The sequence below is a fragment of the Pseudomonas maioricensis genome (genome assembly GCF_022790535.1).
In the GTDB taxonomy this organism is placed as follows: Bacteria; Pseudomonadota; Gammaproteobacteria; order Pseudomonadales; family Pseudomonadaceae; genus Aquipseudomonas; species Aquipseudomonas maioricensis.
In genome coordinates this window covers 1-18,746 of the sequence record NZ_LOHG01000015.1, presented here as the reverse complement: position 1 = coordinate 18,746, position 18,746 = coordinate 1, and the positions used below count along the sequence as shown (strand labels likewise).

Below are 18,746 nucleotides of genomic sequence, written 5' to 3'. Positions count from 1 at the left end.
TCGGCAGCTCCTACAGGTCCTATGTTTACAGCGATGGCGTTCTGTCTGGTACACCGCTCTCGCGGCCTCGCGGTGCTCGTGCGCTACTACAGGGTCTGATGTAATAAAGATATATCGATAGACCGTATCGATATAAGAAATCCCTAAAAACGTCGTTATGCTGCCCGCCAGTTTTTTCTGACAGTCGCCCTTTTTGTTGTGGGAAGCAGTAATGGATTTTGGTGGTTTGGGGTTAGTGGTTGCGGGTCTGATTGTGGGCTTCATCGTGGGCATGACGGGTGTGGGCGGCGGCTCGCTGATGACGCCGATCCTGCTCTGGTTCGGCGTAAACCCGGCCACGGCCGTTGGCACTGACCTCTTGTATGCAGCCATCACCAAGTCAGGCGGTGTCTGGGTTCATAAAAGAAACGACAACATCGACTGGAAAATCACCGGCTGGCTGACCATGGGCAGTGTCCCGGCGGTGCTGCTGACGCTGTGGTTCCTCAGCACCCTGCACGCGGCTCCAGAGGCCATGAACGCGGTGATCAAGCAGGCATTGGGTGTCGTCCTGCTGCTGACCGCTGCGGCGGTGTTCTTCAAAAAACGCCTGCTCGCATTTGCCCACAACCGGGCAGGTGGTAACTACAACCCAAGCGGCAAGAGCCTGAACGCGCTGACCGTGGTGACCGGCCTGATTCTCGGCACGATGGTCGCCCTGACGTCCATTGGCGCCGGTGCGCTGGGTACTGTCGCGCTGTTTATCCTTTATCCCTTCCTCGCCACTCGCCGACTGGTGGGCACAGAAATCGCCCACGCCGTCCCGCTGACGCTAGTTGCAGGTCTGGGACACGCCGGTATGGGCAACATGGATTGGGGGATTCTGGGGTTCCTGCTGCTGGGTTCGCTGCCGGGAATTTATCTGGGCAGCCACCTTTCCGGCCGGGTCTCGGACGACATCCTGCGTCCATGCCTGGCAATCATGCTGGCGTTTATCGGGTACAAGCTGGTTTTCTGATTCACGACTTCTGTAGGAGCTGCCGCAGGCTGCGAATGGCGGCGTGTCAGGATAAATCCTTCGCAGCCTTCGGCAGCTCCTACAGAAAATGCATTTCAATCCATTAGCTTGCGTGTTGGCTACCAGCGATAACTCACTGAGCCAATCAGGCTTCGCTCATCGCCATATCGGCAGGTTGTGTTGCAGTATAGATATTTACGGTCCGCGAGGTTCTGCGCCTTGGCGGCCACCTCCCAGTGCTTGCCGATTTCATAACTGACCAGCGCATCGACCAAGGTGTAAGCGCCGATCTTGCCTTCGTAGTCTGTCGGCGTAGCGCGGGTCGTGCCGATGTAACGAGCGCCCGCAGCTACGCGCATTTGCGGAATACCGAATGCGCCCAGACGATAGCTCGCCCACACACTGGCGCTGTGATACGGAACACCTTCGATACGTTTGCCGACGTTAGTCGCTGCCTGATCTTCAATGACGTGCGAGTCGGTATAGGCATAGCCCGCTGTCAGCGTCAGGTTGTCAGTGGCCTCGGTCTTGGCCTCCAGTTCCAGTCCCTTTGAACGGGTTTTCCCGTACTGCACATAGGTCGCGCTGGCAGCATCGTAGCTAAGCGCATTGTCCTGAGTGAGCTGATACACCGCCGCACTGAGCATCGTCTCGGTGCCAGGCGGCTGATAGCGCAGCCCCAACTCGTATTGCTCACCCTCAAGCGGCGCAAACGCGTTGCCAAAAGCCGGGTTGCTGACACTCGCAGGCTGGAAGGACTGGCTGTAGCTCACATAAGGAGCCAAACCGTTTTCGGCGAGGTAAACCAGGCCGATGCGCCCGGTAGCCTTCTTGTCATTGCGCGATTGACGGCTGTCATCAGCATGACTGGTGGTTCGACTCTCCGCCCAATCCTGTCGGCCACCCAACAGCAGCACCCACTTATCATCGAAGGTGATCTGGTCCTGCAGGTAAATCCCTGACTGGGCGCTGTGCAGATCCGAGCCACTGTCTGCGGCAGTGTTGGCTCCGACCCCGGTATACACCGGGTTGGCCAGATTCAAGGGGGGCGCGAACTGCGCCAGCGTGCCGCTGATGTAGCGATGCGAATCATAGGTCTTGTGGTAGTAATCAACGCCCGCGAGCAGAGTGTGTTTCCAGTTTCCGCTCTCGAAGGTGTACTGCACATTGTTGTCAGTCGTCCAGCCGGTCGAACGTTCTTCTCGCTCGCTGTAACGTCGAAGCAGATTAGAGCCGACGATGGAGAACGGAATCAGATAATTCCAGTCGGTGTTCGCCTGAAAGTAACGCAGGCTGTGATTGACCTTCAGGTTCTCATTGAAGTCGTGGCTGAACAGGTAACCAAGGGTGTCCATACGGTTATTGAAATGGTCGTAGCCTGGCTCACCGGTGAATTGATCACGACCAATCTTGTAACCCGGCGTTGAGCTGTAAGTCGTCATGCGATAACTGGTGGGCGGGGCGAAACCGGTATAGGTTTCCTGATGGCTGGCCAGCACGGTCAATGAGGTGTCCTCATCGGGACGCCAGGTGATGGCCGGAGCGATGTAACGCCGATCATCATCAACGTGGTCGACCTGGGTATCACTGTCGCGCCACAAGCCGGTCAGGCGGTAACTGAACTGGCCCTGATCGTCCAGCGGCCCACCGAGATCGAAGGTGTACTGCCGTCGATCATGGTTGCCGAACTCCACGCCAATTTCATGCACGGGGGTGTCCGTCGGGCGCTTGCTGACGGTATTGATCATGCCACCCGGTGACAGCTGACCGTAAAGCACCGACGACGCGCCTTTGAGCACTTCGACACGTTCAAGGCCATAGGCTTCAACGCTGCCGTCGTAAGGGTTGGACTGTAGTTTCATACCGTCGCGAAGGATGCCGCCAGTACCCGCGCCTACGTTGAAGCCGCGCAGCGTGTAATCATCGGCAGTGCGACTGAAGCCGCTCGGCTGACTGGTAAAACCCGGGGTGTACTTGAGCGCGTCAGAAATATTGTCGCTCTTGCGTTGGTCCATTTCGGCACGTGTCACCACCGACACTGATTGCGGGGTTTCCAGCAATGACGTATCGGTTTTGGTTCCCACACTGCTGCGCCGTGCGACGTACCCCGCTTGCTCACCGTTGCTGCCATCTCCTGCAGTCGCAGCATTGATACTGATCGCCTCCAGCGTCATGCCTTCGCTCGGTACAGGCTGCACGCTCAATGCGCCACTGGCGGTGATCTGCAAGCGCAGACCGCTACCCTGCAACGCACGCTCAACCGCCGCCGCAGCACTCATCCGGCCGCTCACTGGCGCAGAAACACGCTGGGCAACATCAGCCGGTATGAACAAAATCTGCCGCGAACTCTGCTGGCCGATCTGAATGAGCGCGCCAGTCAATGGCCCGGCAGGTACAGAGAAGTCATACAGAGTGTCAGCAGCCTGAGCGCTCACCGAAACGGCGACCGCCAAGGTCATGAACAATGGAGTAACAAGTGATGGACGCATGGGCAATGCTCAACCTCGCTGGCAAAACGGAGCGCGCAATCTGGCGCCTTTACCTGTTCTGTAGAGTGAGGTGGCGATTTGTTAAGGGCTCCTGTGATTTATTTTTCAGCAGGCGTTCAAACCCGATCAATCCGGGTCCATAGCCCCCAGTAGTGATCAATGCGCAGTGGCAGAATATCTTTCAAGGCTGCCAGTGCCTGATCGCTGTTATCCAGATTGAATACGCCGGAAATACGCAGCGACGCCGCAGCATCGGAAACCTGCAAAACTCCGCTTCTGTAGGGACGTAACCGGTCGACAACCTCTGCGAGGGATTGATCACTGACCTCCAGTAGCCCACGCACCCAGGCACCGGGGTCTGTCTGACTGACCGGCAATGGATGGACACCCAGCCCATCAAGACGCGCGCCCTGCCCGGCGGTCAGAACCAGCGTCTGACGCTGCGAGCGGATCTGTGCTGTGCCGGCTTTCAGCCAAAACTGCGTGTGATCCTGATACTGGCTCAGCACACACTGACCAGAGGTTAACTGCACACTGCCGTCACGGCATCCCAACTGGAAGGGCCGGTCTTGCGCTTCGATACGCGCCATGAGGTCTCCACGCAGCAAGCGCACGCTGCGTATGCTCGCGGTGAAATTCACATCGATAGCACTTTCTGCGTTGAGGGTCAGGCTGGAGCCATCGACCAGAACCAATGTCTGGCGCTGCGCATTGGCGGTCGCGACATCCGCCGTGAGCCTGTCCAGCGGCATGCCAGGCCAGGTCAACAGTCGTGCGGTCAGCGTACAGCCGCCGACAGCCAACGCACCCCGCAGTAGATGGCGACGACTCGTGCCGGCGCTCAATACCTGACGGGCACGGCTGCCAGACAAATGCGAGAACGTCTGATCAAGCCGGGTACGCAGACCGTTCCATGCCGCAGCATGGGATTGATCAGCCGCAAGCCAGCGCTCAAACGCACGAAGTTCCCCCTCAGTGAATTGTCCGGAGGCCTGGCGCGCGTGCCATTCGATGGCCTGTTCGAGGGCCGCAGGCAGTTCGTTCATCGTTGGACCGCACAGATGGCTTTGAGACCCTGGACCACATACTGATGGACCCGGGGTGCTGACACGCCCAACTCGGTTCCGATCCGGGCGTAGGTCCAACCGTCCAGCTGACTGTATAGAAAGGCAACCCTGGCCTTGGAGGAAAGGCCGTTGAGCAATTGATCAACCTCCAGCAAAGCCTCCATCATCAGGTAACGTGCTTCGGCAGATGGCTCAAATAGCTCGGGTTCGGCGGCCAGCGACTCGAGATAAGCTCGCTCCAGGTCACGCCGACGCCAACTGGCGAATATCAATCTTTTGGCAATCGTCGTCAGCAAGGCTCTGGGTTCACGAATCGCTTGCGTATCGGGCAGCGCAACCACGTGTGCAAAAGTTTCGGCAGCCATGTCTGCGGCGTCATGGCGACAGCCAATTCGCGCGCGCAGGCGATCCAGCAGCCAGCCATGATGCTCGCCAAACAGGTGAACAAGCGCAGCATTACGACGTTGCAGAGTGTGGGACATCTTGATTGCCAATGAAAATCATTAACAAATGATGCAGGCTTGTAAATGGCTTGGCAATACGTTTGAAGCGGCGAATGACAGCGGATATTTGCCCAGGCCTGTTTATCTGCAATGCTGTCATTACACTCATGCTTAGCGGTACCGCTGATGACTGACGCCTTCGCCCCCTTTCAGGATCTCGCCACTTTCCTACTGCCGCACACCGTGGCCGAAAAAGTCGACGGCTCTCATGACACTTCGCACTTGCAGCGGGTGTGGAGCAACGTCTGCGCGATTCGTGACGTAGAAGGCGGCGATCCGGAAATCCTGATCGCTGCCACGTTGTTGCATGACTGCGTATCCGTGGAGAAGAACTCCCCTTTCCGGTCCAGTGCTTCACGGCTGGCAGCAGTCAAGGCTACGGATCTGCTTACCGAAATGGGCTGGGGCGAAGAACGCATCGACGCCGTGGCCCATGCCGTTGAAGCGCACAGCTTTTCGGCAGCGATTACCCCGAGAACACTCGAAGCGAAAATCCTTCAGGACGCTGACCGGCTCGATGCACTGGGGATGATTGGCGTAGCCCGCATGTTCTACGTTTCCGGGCGAATGGGCGGTGAGCTATACGACCCGCAGGATCCACACGCGTCGCATCGTGATTACGATGACAAGCGCTTTGCCGTGGATCACTTTCACACCAAGCTTTTCAAGCTGAGCGACGGCTTCCAGACCGCAACAGGCGCGCGATTGGCGCAAGTGCGGCACGCACGCATGAAGCGCTTTCTGGATGAACTGATGCAGGAAGTGGCTGCGCCGCCAACCTCTGAGCCGAACGACTCATCGGAAATTTGACGTCAAACTTTGCGATGTCACAAAGACATCACAGAACTGCCCTATAACCCAGTCTCCGATGTTTCTATCGATTGGGTTTTAGCCTCAGTGAAAAAATTATTGCCTGCCATTTTGCGTCGACGTTCCGGGATCACAGTCTTGCGGCGCTTCAAGATCACTCAGCGTCTGGTGCTGTGTTTCGGCATCACCTCATTACTCACGGTCGCGTTGGGAGCGTTCTGCCTGTTCCAGATGCAGGAGATCCGCAAACAAGGTGAAACAGTAGAAAGCGGCTCGCTGCCCAGCATCTCCATGGCCGATGCGCTGGCGATCACACTGGTCAAAATGCGCAGCGAAAGCATTCGTCTGATCGCCAATGCTGACGACCCCGGCGCGGTTGTTACCAGCAAGATCAACGTCGAAACGCTGAAGAATGATGCCGAAAAAGGCTTCGCCGACTATCTCGCTCACGTAAAGGACGCCACCGAGCGAGATTCTCTCGTGGCGTTGCAGGACGCCTACAAAGCATTCATCCCCGGCCTTTATGACGAGATCGCGCTGATCGAGCAGCGCAAGATTGAAGACGCCCGCATGCTGGCCAATACCATGTTGTCCCTGCAGGGCGACCTGATGGACATGCAGGTGCAGTTATTACGCGAGCTCAACAAGCAAAGCGCGGCGACGGCGGTCGACAACGCCAGCGCCAGCTACGCCCAGACACGCATCATTGCCCTGAGCGTCATTGCCGCAGTGCTCGCCATGACCTTGCTGCTGGCCTGGCGCCTGAGTGTCAGCATCATTCGTCCGGTACGTCAGGCCTTGAAAATCGCCAGCACCATTGCCGATGGTGACTTGAGCCCGCAGACGATCCCCGAGGGCAAGGACGAAACCGCTCAGTTGTTGAACATGCTCGGCCGTATGCGCGGCAATCTGCACTCGACCATCGAGCAGATCTACGCAGCCGCGAACCAGCTTTCGCAATCGGTGCAGGAGATGAGCAGCATTGCCGAGTCGGGTGCGGAAAACCTGAAAATGCAGAACAGCGAAATCGAACAGGCTGCTGTTGCCGTCAATCAAATGAGCCAGGCGGCGATGGAAGTTGCCAGCAATGCCAGCAATACGGCGACCGAATCCCTGGCCTCTAACGAAGCGGCGGCCAACGGCAAGCTTCGCCTGGCCGACACGATTGGCTCGATCAAAGAACTGACCGGCAATGTGCTGGACACTTCACACCAGGCTGAAGGGCTTGCCGAGCGGACCTTGAGCATCAGCAAAATCCTCGATGTGATCCGCGCCATCGCTAACCAGACCAACCTGCTCGCGCTCAATGCTGCCATCGAAGCCGCGCGCGCGGGTGAAGCAGGACGCGGGTTTGCCGTGGTCGCCGACGAAGTTCGCTCGCTGGCACAGCGCACCAGCGCGTCGACCACAGAAATCGAGGGGCTGATCAACAGCGTGCAACAAAGTACCCAGGAAACCGCCCAGGCGCTGCGGCTGACGGCCAATCAAGCCAGCGTGACACTTGAACAGGCTGCTGCCACCGGCGAGGCACTGACGGTGATTATCAGCTCGACCTCTACCATCAATGACCGCAACCTGCTGATTGCCAGTGCAGCCGAGCAACAGGCACAGGTAGCTGGTGAAGTGGACCGCAACCTCAGCAGCATTCGCGATCTGTCAACTCAAAGCGCATCAGGCGCGCACCAGACCACGGCGGCCAGCAACGCTTTGTCGGTGCTCGCAACAGATTTGAACCTGATGGTTCAGCGGTTTGTGCTCTGATTGCATCCACACATCATGCTTGGGCAGTAAATATATTTGCTGCCCCCCGTTTATTCGTAATGGCACATTGCTTCAATATTGAAGCGACCCGAAACCTCGGGGCAGATTGCCAAAAAGGATATGAGCATGCTGAAAGCCGCTGTATGGACTGCGACACTTGCCACCCTCACCTTCGGATCGCTGGTGCAGGCCGATGTAAACGTCAAACTGGGTAGCAGGGAGCGCGTGACCCAACTCTTCGCCTTCCCCAACAACTGCAACGTCATCTGTTATCGCAACTGGACGCTGGAACAGACCGTCGAGCATTACCTGACTCAAAGCGTTCAGCGTGATGGCTATAGCGGCAAAGTCAGCGTGACCAGCGATGGCGATGTGGTCTATGCGCAGATCAGCGGTGTACCGGACGGTTACGACAAACCCCTGACACAACTGCTGGACGCGGGTGACCTGGCCTACAGCGGCGCACAAAAACTCCTCGCCTCCGGCCCTGACAAGTGGCAGTACAACTGGTATTTGTTCCTGCCGTTGGGCATGGCCCTGGAGAATCGGAAAAGCGTCGAGCTGCTGCATTTCCCACCCGATTATTCGCTGACCCAGGCTCAGGATTATCTGAAGTCCAATACCACCGACCGCTGGGCGCAGTTGCTGTCTTATAACGGCATCCCACTGGCACAGACGCCGGCCTATCAAACCATCATCGATATCGCGCCGATTGCAGCGCCTGCTTCAGCGGGTAGTTCGCTGGAAGGTGTGTACAGCTTCTTCCAGGATTACCAGACCACGATGGTCAAACAGCTGAGTCAGACCACTGGCGGTGCATCGTTGCCGATGGTTGCGTTCGGCGCCCCGGTACGTAACTGGATCAAGCAGCAGTACTCGGCGAGCGTGCCGGTGCTGGGTTTGGCGACGATCAGTCCGACGCCAGGGCAAACCGTACCCGTGCTGGGCTCCAACCATCCGAGTTACATCTGGTACGCAGCTGACAAATCCAACTATGGCGGCGATGAGGCCAAGGCAGATGCGGCCGGTCTGGCGGTCATGGGGCAGGATTTGAGTGCGGCCTGCTGGCAGGCTGGTATGGGCCAGAAGCCGGGTGCGGATCCAAAGGCGACGCTGAACAGTTGCACGCAGAACTGGCAGGTGACCAATAAAATCAAAACCTGTGTGCTGTTCTACACCGACGTGCGCAAACTGAGCCAGGCCGACGCCGACGCCAAGTGCACATCCGGGACGGTATCGCGCTCACTCAAACAGCTGCAGAAGCCGCTGACAGCGCCAGCGGTTCATCCGTATATGTAAATCACGCGCGGTGCCGCAGACACCACGCTGACTCACAAAAACACACGGACCTGTAGGAGCTCGCGAGCAACGCGAGGCAGCGATTGCGGTGTGTCAGATACACCGCGATCGCTGGCCTCGTAACCTCGGTGAGCTCCTACAGGGCCGGTTTATGTCCAGACGCTACTTACTCCCCCAACGGACGCAAACGATACTGCGGCGGCAGTTGTTCGAAGCCGCTGATCGTCGCGTTCAGGCTTTTCCAGCGGCCGTCCTTGATGCCGTAGATACAACCATGGATCGAAAGGCTCTGCCCGCGATGCCAGGCGTTTTGCACAATGCTGGTATGGCCGACGTTCGCCACTTGCTGGATAACGTTCAGCTCGCACATGCGGTCAACGCGTTCTTCCTCGGTAGGCAGCTTGGCGAGGGTTTCGCGGTTTTCGTAGTACAGGTCGCGAATCGAACGTAACCAGCCATCAATCAGACCCAACTGGCGGTCCTGCATCGAAGCCCTTACGCCACCGCAACCGTAGTGGCCGGTCACCAGGATGTGTTTGACCTTCAGCACGTCGACTGCGTACTGGATCACTGAAAGGCAATTGAGATCGGTGTGCAGCACGACGTTGGCGACGTTGCGATGCACGAACAGATCACCCGGCAACATGCCGACGATCTCGTTAGCAGGTACGCGAGCGTCCGAGCAACCTATCCATAGGAATTCCGGGGTCTGCTGGCGTGCCAGCTTGGCAAAAAACTCAGGATCTTCCTTGGTGATCGCGTCTGCCCAACGTTCGTTGTTGTCGATCAGGTCTTGTAGCTCGTTCATGTGTCATACCTCGAAGATGTGCCAGCTTATGACTGGGGCTCGGCAATCCGGGTCACTACTCATTTTCAGCCTCCGCTCGTGCAAGCAGAAGGAATCTTCAGGATAGGTGCCGGTCCACCTTTCACGCCCCTGAATAACGAGGATTCGCCATGAATGACTCCCGCCGCCCTTACGGTGCAACCCAACCCGAGCCGATTGACGATAACGAAGATCGAATGGGCTCCATGCGTGAGCTGAACTTCGACGACAAAGGCGACGATGCACGCATCGGTGACTTGATCCCTGAAGATGAGCTTAGCCACGAGATTCCGGAGCAGCGCGTACGCGAAGCAGGCTTAACCGGCGCTTCGACCCCGGATCACCACCCGACTGACGATGATCTGGACCCTGAAATCCTGATCCGTGAAGACGGTGCACGCTCGGGCGACGAAGAAGGCGAAGACAGCCCCGCCGATTTCAATCTCACGGTAGTGGATGAAGATGACATTGGTGGGGGGGATGGTCTGGATGAGGCCGAGCTGGGTCGGCTGGATCCGCTGGATGGGAAGCCTGAGAAGCGCGAGTAACCTCAGGCGCCCAAAACTCGCAGGACTGGCCAGGCGGCGTTGCGCTTTAGCCGGTCCTACGACATGCCGCCACATCCGTGGGAGCGAATTCATTCGCGAAGAGGCCGGTATATCCGCAGTCTATGTGTCGCTCGAAATACCGCCATCCCGAATAAATTCGGTCCTACCGGGAGATGCGCATGGTCAGGAGTGCGGATTACTCAAACAACGTACACGCCATGACCAGCGCGTCTTCGCGGCCGCCGGCCACCGGATAGTAATCCCGGCGGCGGCCGATTTCGTTGAAGCCAAAGCGCTCGTAGAGACGGTACGCCGCGCGGTTGCTGTCACGCAGTTCGAGGAAGCATTCCCGGGCATTCAACTGGTAAGCCCGTGACATCAGGTGTTCGAGTAAACGCAGTCCAAGACCGCGGCCCTGGCTTTCAGGTTTGACGGTAATGTTGAGCAGGTGGGCTTCATCGATGATGACCTGCACCACGCCGTGACCGACTTGCTGGTTGCCTTCGAACATCAGCCATATTTCGTAAGACTTGAGGCCGTCGAGAAAGATGCCGCGTGTCCATGGATGGCTGAACGCTGCGTATTCGATCTTCAGTACAGCGTCCAGATCCGCCTCGGTCATCGGGCGGAAGCTTATTGCGTCACTCATCTATCGGTTTCCAGCGCGCCATCAGCCGACGCATGGCTTTCCAGACATCGGCCTTGCGTTGCGGCTCGTCCATCAGTAATTCAAGACCCGGCAACGCCCAGGCAGAACCCAGGCCTTCAACCTCGAGTTCACTGTTATACGCCTCGGCATTGGCCTCCCCGGCAAAGCGCACCGACGGCAGACCGATCAGCCACAAGCAGGCACAGGGCGCCTCCTCCAGACGGGCTGAGACAAACCCCTGCACGAAATCACGCGCCGCTTCAGGCCCCTGATCCATCTGGCCACGGCTCAACAGCGGCCAGCGCACCGGCTCGCCGATGATCTGCGGGCTGTCCGGCAGACCGGCGGCACGCAGCATGTCCTTGAGCAGCAGATAAGCCGGATCACGACTCTGGAAGGGCTGACCTGTGGGCAACTCCACCAACAACAGGCAACGCCCGGCACGTAACAACTGCAGTGAAAAACGCGGTGGCGGTGTGACTACAGCCTTGACCGGTGCCGGAGCAGCCTCGTCCTCGGTGACGGCAGGTTTGCGAGCCGTAGCCTGAGCAGGTTTTGGCACTTCGATCTTCGGCCGTACAACCGGAGCCGGGCTAGCCGCAACCGGAGTCGCCACCTGATTGACCGCAGCTTCAGGCACCGCGATATCCACCACCGGTTCAACCTGTGGCGCAAGCGGTGCCAGCAGCTCCGGACGTGACGGAGCCGCAAAAGGCAGTTCGGTGCGCGGCAGCCAATTGACCACCTGCATGGCGGTCAAATAAGCGCGGCGGCGGGACTCGTTGAGCAAAGGTCAGCCACCTGTGGATAAGTTAGGACGGCGATTCTACAACTCTTCGCCAATTCCCGCCGCAGTTGATCGCCCGGAGATGAAATTTGAGGCGTGCGATGCAGTACAATCGCCGCTTTTATTTACCAACAGTCGGCCTTCCAATGATCGAACCCAAGCGCGTCTTGCGCGCCCTTGCCGAACACTGGGCGCTTCTTGAGCCACTGTGCGAACATTTCGACCAGGGTACTTTGAGCCTGAGCGAATTGCGCTTGCAGCTGGCCGCACAGCAACTGGACAGCACCCCGCAGGACATCACCAACCTGCTGGATGTGTGGATTCGCCTGGATATCCTCGTACCAGTGGCGAAAAGCCCCAACCGTTTTGAACTCAATGCGCAGATTCATGACTTCCTGTCCTATCTGCGCCGTGAACACCGTTTGGGCCTGTGCCTGGAAATCGAAGCCTATCTGCGCCATCTGGAGCGGCTGGCTGGCTATATTCAGGACGCCTTTGATATCCGCGACGCCAACGACCTCGCCCGGCAGCTGCGTTTGCTGGACATGCGTGTGCGCGACGTCCTGAAAAAGCTCGCCAATGACGAACAGGCTCTTGTCGGTGTTGCCGATCGGGCCAAGACCAGTGACCGCCAGATCCCGCTGCGTCAGCGTTATGCAGAAGTGCTGGCCACCTGGGACGAATACGTCGAGCCGATGATTCAACTGGTAAACGCGGACGGCGCTTTCGAACAAGGCGTGCGCAAGGTCGAGAACGTGCTGTTGCGCTTGCTGACCGAACAGCAACGCCTGGGCCAACTGGTCGACGACGATATGCTGCTGCGCACCCACGCGCGCATCCTCGAAATGCAGACCAGCGCTCAGTTGACGCTGCGTCATGCTCGCGAACTGTTGCTACCGCTGCGCGAAGAAGCCCGCCGCCACAACGCAGTCACCCGTGGCGCGGCGTTGGCCTTGTCGGCTATTCGCCGTAAAGGCATCGATGCTGTGCCGCAAGCGGCGATGCCGATGTTCACCCGTCCGCAGAGCACCTTTCTCGGCAGCGCAAACCAGGTCGAGGCCTACGTTTATGCACTGGCCCGCTTCGAACCGAAACCGGCGAAGTTTCCCAAGGCCGGTGGCGGCAAACGCAAAGGTGATTCACCGCAAGCGCCGCGCACGGTCAAGGAAATGCTCGAACGTTGCGAAGACGCCCTGCCAATGCCTGACCTGATGGTCTGGTTGCTGGAACAGGAACCGACGGGCGCTACTGACGAATTGCTCTACTGGTTCTCGCGCCTGTCCCGCGAGAAACGCTTTACCCGCGAACGCCTGGAGCGTCGTGACTACTTTACCCAGGAGCACCAGGTCAGCCTGCGCTCCTTCGCCCTGCTCTCCAGCAGTGATGAGCAAACGGGGAACCCAGCCAATGCATCTTGATCTTTCCGAAATGTCCCAGCTCGCGCCGATCTTCCGCGAGCTGTTCAAAGGTTTTCACATCAGCCGCCGTGATCCGGAGCTGTACGCGCAGTTGTCCAACGCACAGGATCAATACCGCACGCTGTTCAAGGCGCTGGGGTTCGAACTGGTTTGCGATACACGCGGGTTTTATTATTTCGTTCCTGACCAGGCCGCCGCTCAGGTCAACAAGACCGCACAACGTCTGGCGCTGTTCACGTTCATTCTGGTTGAACACCTTGCCGACCAGGGTCGCGACCCGGTAGCCGTGCTGGACGGCGGCAGCCTTGGCCGTGATGAATTGCCGTCAATGCTGGAGAAGTACCGCGATCTGTTTTTGCAGGCCGAAGTGCAGACCCAGGACGAGCTGGAAGAGAAAATCATGCGCCGCATGACACAGTTGGGTTTCGCTGCTGAAGAAACCGGCATCTACCGCTTCCTGCCGCCGATGCATCGCTTCCTCGACGTTTGTCTCTCGGTACAACAGGACCGCGATCTGGCCGCCAGCCTGCACAGTGTGCTGCCATTGCCAGTGCCAGTCCTGATCGACGAAGACAGCGATGAAAAGCTGCTGCAAACCGATGACCCACTGGACCTCGCCGAATTCGAAGACGTGGAAGAAACCGAAGAGCAGGCTCTGGCCCGCGCGATCGCTGACGAGCAACAGGAGATGGATGCATGAGCCAGGAACGCTACGGCATCCGCCGCTTTGCCCTGCTGAACACCGCCGGTTACAGCCTTGGGCTGTTCCCGCTGGAGCACCCGTTGTCGGTGTACGGGGCCAACAACCTCGGCAAGAGCGCCTCGATCAACGCACTGCAGTTCCCGATTCTGGCGCGCATGTCGGACATGAGTTTCGGCAAGTACAGCCTGGAGCAATCGCGCAAGTTCTACTTCGCCTCGGACACCAGTTACATTCTGGTTGAAGTATCCCTGCCCCACGGTCCGCACGTCATAGGTGTGGTCGGACGTGGCCCAGGTGGCGGTTTCGGCCACCAGTTCTTTGCCTATGCGGGCAAGCTGGATCTGGGGCACTACCAGAAGAACGACACCTGCCTGCGTCAGAAAGAGCTCTTCAGCAACCTGGAAAGCCAGGGCCTGAAAGCTTACGAACTCAAGCCTGATGAGCTGCGTCGTTTGCTGGTGGGCGGTCACACGTCGATTCCATTGGACCTGACGCTGATTCCACTGCGCTCCACCAGTGAACAGAGCCTGAAGACGTTCCGGGCGCTGTTCATCAACTTGCTGCACATGCGCGAAATCACCGCCGCCAAGCTCAAGCAGCTGTTCCTTGATGCTTTTGAACACAGCCTGCGTTCCGGCAGTGTGGATTACATCGCTGCGTGTGAAGAAGCGTTCCGCGACGTGCGACGCATGGAGCAGGACTACAACTCGCTGGTCAAGGCGGGCCCGTTGGTCGAAGCCCTGGCTGCTGGCGTCGCTCAGCGTGATCTGTTGCGCGGCAAGCTGCATCGCCTGTCACCCCTGCTCGACTCGTTGCTCGGCACCTGGCTGGACTATTCCAGCGCACGCAAGGAAGAGCTGGTCATCCAGGCCGAGCATTACCGCAGCCAGCAGGACGAACTGCAGAACGATCAGCGTGGTGGCACTCAGGAGCTGATGCGTCTGGAGCGTGAAATCAGCAGTATTCAACGCTGGATCGGCGAACTGGCGGTCCTCAAGAATCGCTTCGCGCTGGTCGATGACGCCAAAGTGCTGGAACAACAGTTGCTGGCCGCCAAAGATGCTCACGACGAACTGGCCGGTGCGTTGGCGCAATCCCGTCAATTCAGCGCCGAAGATTTGGACGAGCGTCTGCGCGATCTGGAAAAGCGCCTGAAGTCGGTGAAGCAGCAACTCGATCATGCTGACAACAACAGCTATGCACGCCTGCGCGAAGAATTCTCGCAGCCTGACGTAGAGCGCTTGATGCGCCTCTTCAATAGCGCCCTGTTCAGCTTGCCACTGGGTGAGCAAGGTATCGCGCTGGATGATGGTGACGCTTGGGTCAAATCTCTCGAAGCCATCCTTGATAGCTTCAAAGGCGAGCAGTTCCAGGTGCCGGGTCTATCGATCAATCTGACCAACATCGAGCCGCCTGCCCTGCAGGCGCTGGCAGACCGTGCCGCATTGCGTGATCAGAAAGAACGCCTTGAGAAAGAGCTGAAACAGCTCAAGACCCAACAGGCCGTCGCCTCTGACCGCGCAGCCAGCAAGACTCAGACTGAGGCCTTGTATCAGCAGGTGCTGGACGCACAGAAAGCGCTGGAAGACTTCCGTCGCTGCCAGACCCTGAGCGCTGAAGAGCCCGAGAAGCACGAGCAACTGGCACAGATGGAAGCTGCGCAGGATGAACTGAAGCGCTCCAGCGATGCGTTCACCGAGCGCGTCCAGCAACTGTCGGCCAAGCTGCAACTGGTCGCGCGCCAGATTGGCGACCTTGAGTCCAAGCAACGCACACTGGATGACGCACTGCGTCGTCGTCAGTTGCTGCCCGCCGACCTGCCGTTCGGTACGCCTTACATGGACCCGGTGGATGACTCGCTGGATAACCTGCTGCCATTGCTCAACGATTACCAGGACAGCTGGCAAGGTTTGCTGCGCAGCGACGGGCAGATCGAAGCGTTGTATGCGCAAGTGCGCCTGAAAGGTGTAGCCAAGTTCGACAGCGAAGAAGACGTCGAGCGTCGTCTGCAACTGCTGATCAATGCTTACGCACACCGTACAGACGAAGCACTGACTCTGGGCAAAGCGCGCAGGGCAGCCGTGACCGACATTGCGCGAACGTTGCGTAACATCCGTAGCGACTACGACAGCCTTGAACACCAACTGGCCCTGTTCAACCGAGAGATCAACAAGCGTCAGGTTTCCAACCTGGCCAGCTTCCGCATCGTGCTCGCGCCTAACAAAGAAGCGCTCAAACACATTGACCAGATCATCCATAGCGCTGGCCAGTACGAAGAAGGCGAAACGCTGTCGGTGTTTGACCTTAGCCAGAGTGCCGAGCAGGACAACAAGAACGAAGAGGCCAAGGAATACCTGGCTCGCCTGGTTGCAGCGAATCACAACCAGCTGGGTCTGAAAGATCTGTTCGAATTGGCCTTCGAGATCACCAAGGTCAATGGCCAGCCAGTGATCCATACCGACATCGACGGTGCCGCTTCAAACGGCACCACGATGACCATCAAAGCGCTGACCAACATGTACCTGTTGCTGCACTTGATGGATCGCGATCAGGCCGGTCGTGTGCGACTGCCTTACTATCTGGACGAAGCAGCAGACATCGACGAGAAGAACCAGGCAGCGCTGCTGGAAACGAGTCTGCAACTAGGCTTTGTACCGATTCTGGCAAGCGTGAAGCCGCAAGTATCGGCACACGTGGCGATCGACCTGGAAGGCGGCAGCGGGCCTAACGGCATCTACATTGATGAGGCGGACTGGAAGTACATCCGTCGCCGTGATGAGGTGAAGGCGACTGTTTCTGAAGTCGCTGAGGAAGCGGCTGAATAAGCAGAGTCCGCATGAACAAAAAAGGCCGCATGAGAATGCGGCCTTTTTTGTGGGCGTTGTTTTTGTGGGCTTAGTGCGGTGTTCGTTAAATCTTGAACTTGCCCACCATCTGATTCAACTCAACCGCCAGACGCGACAGCTCCTGACTGGCAGCATTGGTCTGATGAGCGCCGTCGGCTGACTGCAGCGACAGATCACGAATGTTGACCAGGTTACGATCCACTTCGCGGGACACTTGCGCCTGCTCTTCTGCAGCGCTGGCAATAACCAGGTTACGGTCGGAAATTTCACCCACGCTGCGGGTGATTTCCTCAAGAGCATCACCAGCGCTGCGAGCCACCTCCAGAGTGCTTTGAGCGCGGCTGCTGCTGTTCTGCATAGAAGCAACAGCCTTGCTGCTCCCTTGCTGAATGCCGCTGACCATCACTTCAATTTCTTGCGTGGACTGCTGGGTGCGATGGGCAAGCGCCCGGACTTCGTCAGCAACCACAGCAAAACCGCGTCCGGCTTCCCCAGCGCGAGCCGCTTCGATGGCTGCGTTGAGGGCCAACAGATTGGTCTGCTCAGCGATGGCGCGGATCACGTCCAGAACCTTACCGATATCTTGAGTCTGGTCAGCCAGGCTACGGATCTGCTCGGAAGTCACTTCGACGTCGCTGGTCATTTGCTGGATGGCGTTGACCGTTTCCTGAACCCGCTGACGACCCTGCATGGCAGAGGTGCTGGACTGTTGCGAAGCAGTCGACGTGTTAACGGCGTTGCTGGCGACTTCCTCGACGGCGGCAGTCATCTCATTGACGGCAGTGGCGGCTTGTTCGATTTCGTTATTTTGCTGCTGCAGCGATCGCGAACCTTCCTCGGTTACCGCATTGAGCTCTTCAGCCGCGGAAGCCACCTGAGTGGCGGAGCCGGAAATTCTTTGCAGCGTATCGCGCAGGTTGATCTGCATGGTTTGCAGTGCTTGCTGCAGGCGGGTGACTTCATCACGACCATTCACCTGAGCCGTTGTAGTCAGATCGCCACGCGCCACGTCTTCAGCGGCACGCACGGCCTCGCTGAGAGGACGAACGATGCTACGAGTCAGGATCACGGCCAACAGAACGGTCAGTGCAGCGGTCAATACCAGAACAGCAATGATGATGTTACGTGCACTGGTGTATTCACTCGCGGAGTCCGCAACGGCAGCGTCCGCGCCCTTGCTGTTAATCTCCAGCAGGCCCTCTACCAGAGGCGCCATCTGGTCTGAATACTTCTTGAGTTCACCGCTGATCAAACCTGGAATTTCAGCGTCACGTTTGGCCAGTGACGCTTGGCGCAGTTTGTCTTGAGCCACCAGATAGCTAGCCAATGCTTCCTTGAACTGCTGGAACTTGGCGCTCTCCTCAGGGCTTCGAACCAGAGGCGCGTAAGCAGCGACGATGTTGTTGGCCTTCTTGGTCAACACCTCAAGACGGGCCTCAGCCTTATCGATGTCCGCTTGTGTGCGGTTGACCATGATCAAGTAGGACATGGTACGGAATCGCGAGGTGGTGTCTGCCAACTCCCCCAGAAGCCGAGTGGACTTCAACCAGCCTCCACCGAGATCAGTCGTGTTCTTGTTGAGCCCGGACATTTTGTCGAGGCTCATGACACCGAGGAACAGAACGAATAGAGCCATGAGGGAGAAACAGAGAGCGGCGCGAAGGGCAATTCCGAGATTACGCAGTGTCATACGGCTGAACTCAAAGAGTGATGTTAGCTAGCTATCGGCTGCGATGCGGGAAGATGAAGGTGTATTCGTATGTTTCATTTAGCAGTGGTAGGAGCGAACTTGTTCGCGAGGGGGGGGCGTACAGTCGTCGCTTGTGTATCGCCTGACATGCAGCCTTCCCGAATGAATTCGGTCCTACCGAGGTGGGCGCATGGACGGTAGGAGCGAACTTGTTCGCGAGGGGGCAGTACAGCCGCAGCTTGTGTATCGCCTGACATGCAGCCTTCCCGAATGAATTCGGTTCAACCCGATAGCGGTGAACCGGTAGGAGCTGCCGAAGGCTGCGAGGCGGTGTGTCAGGCTAAAAGCGTGAA

At 58.1% G+C, this 18,746-nt stretch carries 15 protein-coding genes and 1 pseudogene; 8 read left to right on the top strand and 8 right to left on the bottom strand.

What is annotated here, in order from left to right; all coding sequences use genetic code 11:
• Positions 1–211: 211 nt before the first annotated feature.
• Positions 212–997, top strand: coding sequence for a sulfite exporter TauE/SafE family protein (locus AUC61_RS20585; RefSeq protein WP_243247990.1), 786 nt, complete (start codon positions 212–214; stop codon positions 995–997).
• A 119-nt stretch (positions 998–1,116) separates the two neighbouring features.
• Here AUC61_RS20585 and AUC61_RS20580 read toward each other — a convergent pair whose 3' ends face one another.
• The 3 genes from AUC61_RS20580 to AUC61_RS20570 all read right to left on the bottom strand — a co-directional run bounded on the left by AUC61_RS20580 (position 1,117) and on the right by AUC61_RS20570 (position 5,035).
• Entirely contained in the window at positions 1,117–3,486 is a 2,370-nt protein-coding gene (locus AUC61_RS20580; protein WP_243247989.1) for a TonB-dependent siderophore receptor, read from the bottom strand.
• A gap of 116 nt (positions 3,487–3,602) precedes the next feature.
• Positions 3,603–4,532 carry a DUF4880 domain-containing protein gene (locus AUC61_RS20575; protein WP_243247988.1) on the bottom strand — a complete coding sequence of 310 codons (930 nt, stop codon included), beginning with the start codon at positions 4,530–4,532 and terminating at the stop codon, positions 3,603–3,605.
• Entirely contained in the window at positions 4,529–5,035 is a 507-nt protein-coding gene (locus tag AUC61_RS20570) for a sigma-70 family RNA polymerase sigma factor (RefSeq protein WP_243247987.1), read from the bottom strand. The genes AUC61_RS20575 and AUC61_RS20570 overlap by 4 nt, the downstream gene beginning before the upstream one ends.
• A 147-nt stretch (positions 5,036–5,182) precedes the next feature.
• Between AUC61_RS20570 and AUC61_RS20565 the strand changes: the two genes are divergently transcribed.
• The 3 genes from AUC61_RS20565 (at position 5,183) to AUC61_RS20555 (ending at position 8,926) form a co-directional block, all read left to right on the top strand.
• Positions 5,183–5,866 carry an HD domain-containing protein gene (locus AUC61_RS20565; protein WP_243247986.1) on the top strand — a complete coding sequence of 228 codons (684 nt, stop codon included), beginning with the start codon at positions 5,183–5,185 and terminating at the stop codon, positions 5,864–5,866.
• 87 nt (positions 5,867–5,953) lie between these two features.
• On the top strand, positions 5,954–7,627 hold the full coding sequence (locus AUC61_RS20560; RefSeq protein WP_243247985.1) for a methyl-accepting chemotaxis protein: 1,674 nt from the start codon (positions 5,954–5,956) through the stop codon (positions 7,625–7,627).
• A gap of 126 nt (positions 7,628–7,753) precedes the next feature.
• Positions 7,754–8,926, top strand: coding sequence for a hypothetical protein (locus AUC61_RS20555; RefSeq protein WP_243247984.1), 1,173 nt, complete (start codon positions 7,754–7,756; stop codon positions 8,924–8,926).
• A 166-nt stretch (positions 8,927–9,092) separates the two neighbouring features.
• On the opposite strand, the gene can is transcribed toward AUC61_RS20555, so the two are convergent.
• On the bottom strand, positions 9,093–9,734 hold the full coding sequence (gene can / locus AUC61_RS20550; RefSeq protein WP_122663212.1) for a carbonate dehydratase: 642 nt from the start codon (positions 9,732–9,734) through the stop codon (positions 9,093–9,095).
• A gap of 149 nt (positions 9,735–9,883) precedes the next feature.
• On the opposite strand from can, the gene AUC61_RS20545 reads away from it, so the two are divergent.
• A complete protein-coding gene (locus tag AUC61_RS20545) occupies positions 9,884–10,300 on the top strand; it encodes a serine kinase/phosphatase (RefSeq protein WP_243247983.1) in 417 nt (138 codons plus the stop codon).
• 196 nt (positions 10,301–10,496) lie between these two features.
• Here the strand turns inward: AUC61_RS20545 and rimI are convergent, their stop codons facing one another.
• Positions 10,497–10,949, bottom strand: coding sequence for a ribosomal protein S18-alanine N-acetyltransferase (gene rimI / locus AUC61_RS20540; protein WP_243247981.1), 453 nt, complete (start codon positions 10,947–10,949; stop codon positions 10,497–10,499).
• A complete protein-coding gene (locus tag AUC61_RS20535) occupies positions 10,942–11,739 on the bottom strand; it encodes an energy transducer TonB (RefSeq protein ID WP_243247980.1) in 798 nt (265 codons plus the stop codon). Before AUC61_RS20535 ends, rimI begins: the two co-directional genes overlap by 8 nt.
• 143 nt (positions 11,740–11,882) lie before the next feature.
• Here AUC61_RS20535 and mksB point away from each other — a divergent pair, with 143 nt between their 5' ends.
• Genes mksB through mksF form a run of 3 tightly spaced genes read left to right on the top strand, consistent with a single transcriptional unit; the run spans position 11,883 to position 16,682 of the window.
• The gene (gene mksB / locus AUC61_RS20530; RefSeq protein ID WP_243247979.1) at positions 11,883–13,154 is read left to right on the top strand and encodes an Mks condensin complex protein MksB; all 1,272 of its coding nucleotides are present in this window, start codon (positions 11,883–11,885) and stop codon (positions 13,152–13,154) included.
• A complete protein-coding gene (gene mksE / locus AUC61_RS20525) occupies positions 13,144–13,854 on the top strand; it encodes an Mks condensin complex protein MksE (RefSeq protein WP_027900171.1) in 711 nt (236 codons plus the stop codon). The genes mksB and mksE overlap by 11 nt, the downstream gene beginning before the upstream one ends.
• Positions 13,851–16,682: an Mks condensin complex protein MksF gene (gene mksF, locus AUC61_RS20520; protein ID WP_243247977.1), complete on the top strand. Its 2,832-nt coding sequence runs from the start codon at positions 13,851–13,853 to the stop codon at positions 16,680–16,682. The genes mksE and mksF overlap by 4 nt, the downstream gene beginning before the upstream one ends.
• An 85-nt stretch (positions 16,683–16,767) precedes the next feature.
• Here the strand turns inward: mksF and AUC61_RS26715 are convergent, their stop codons facing one another.
• Together AUC61_RS26715 and AUC61_RS26710 are read right to left on the bottom strand one after the other, a co-directional pair.
• Entirely contained in the window at positions 16,768–17,631 is an 864-nt protein-coding gene (locus tag AUC61_RS26715; RefSeq protein ID WP_422765553.1) for a methyl-accepting chemotaxis protein, read from the bottom strand.
• A pseudogene (locus AUC61_RS26710) lies at positions 17,623–18,393 on the bottom strand (MCP four helix bundle domain-containing protein); the annotation flags it as partial. The pseudogene AUC61_RS26710 and the gene AUC61_RS26715, both read right to left, overlap by 9 nt.
• Positions 18,394–18,746 lie beyond the last annotated feature (353 nt).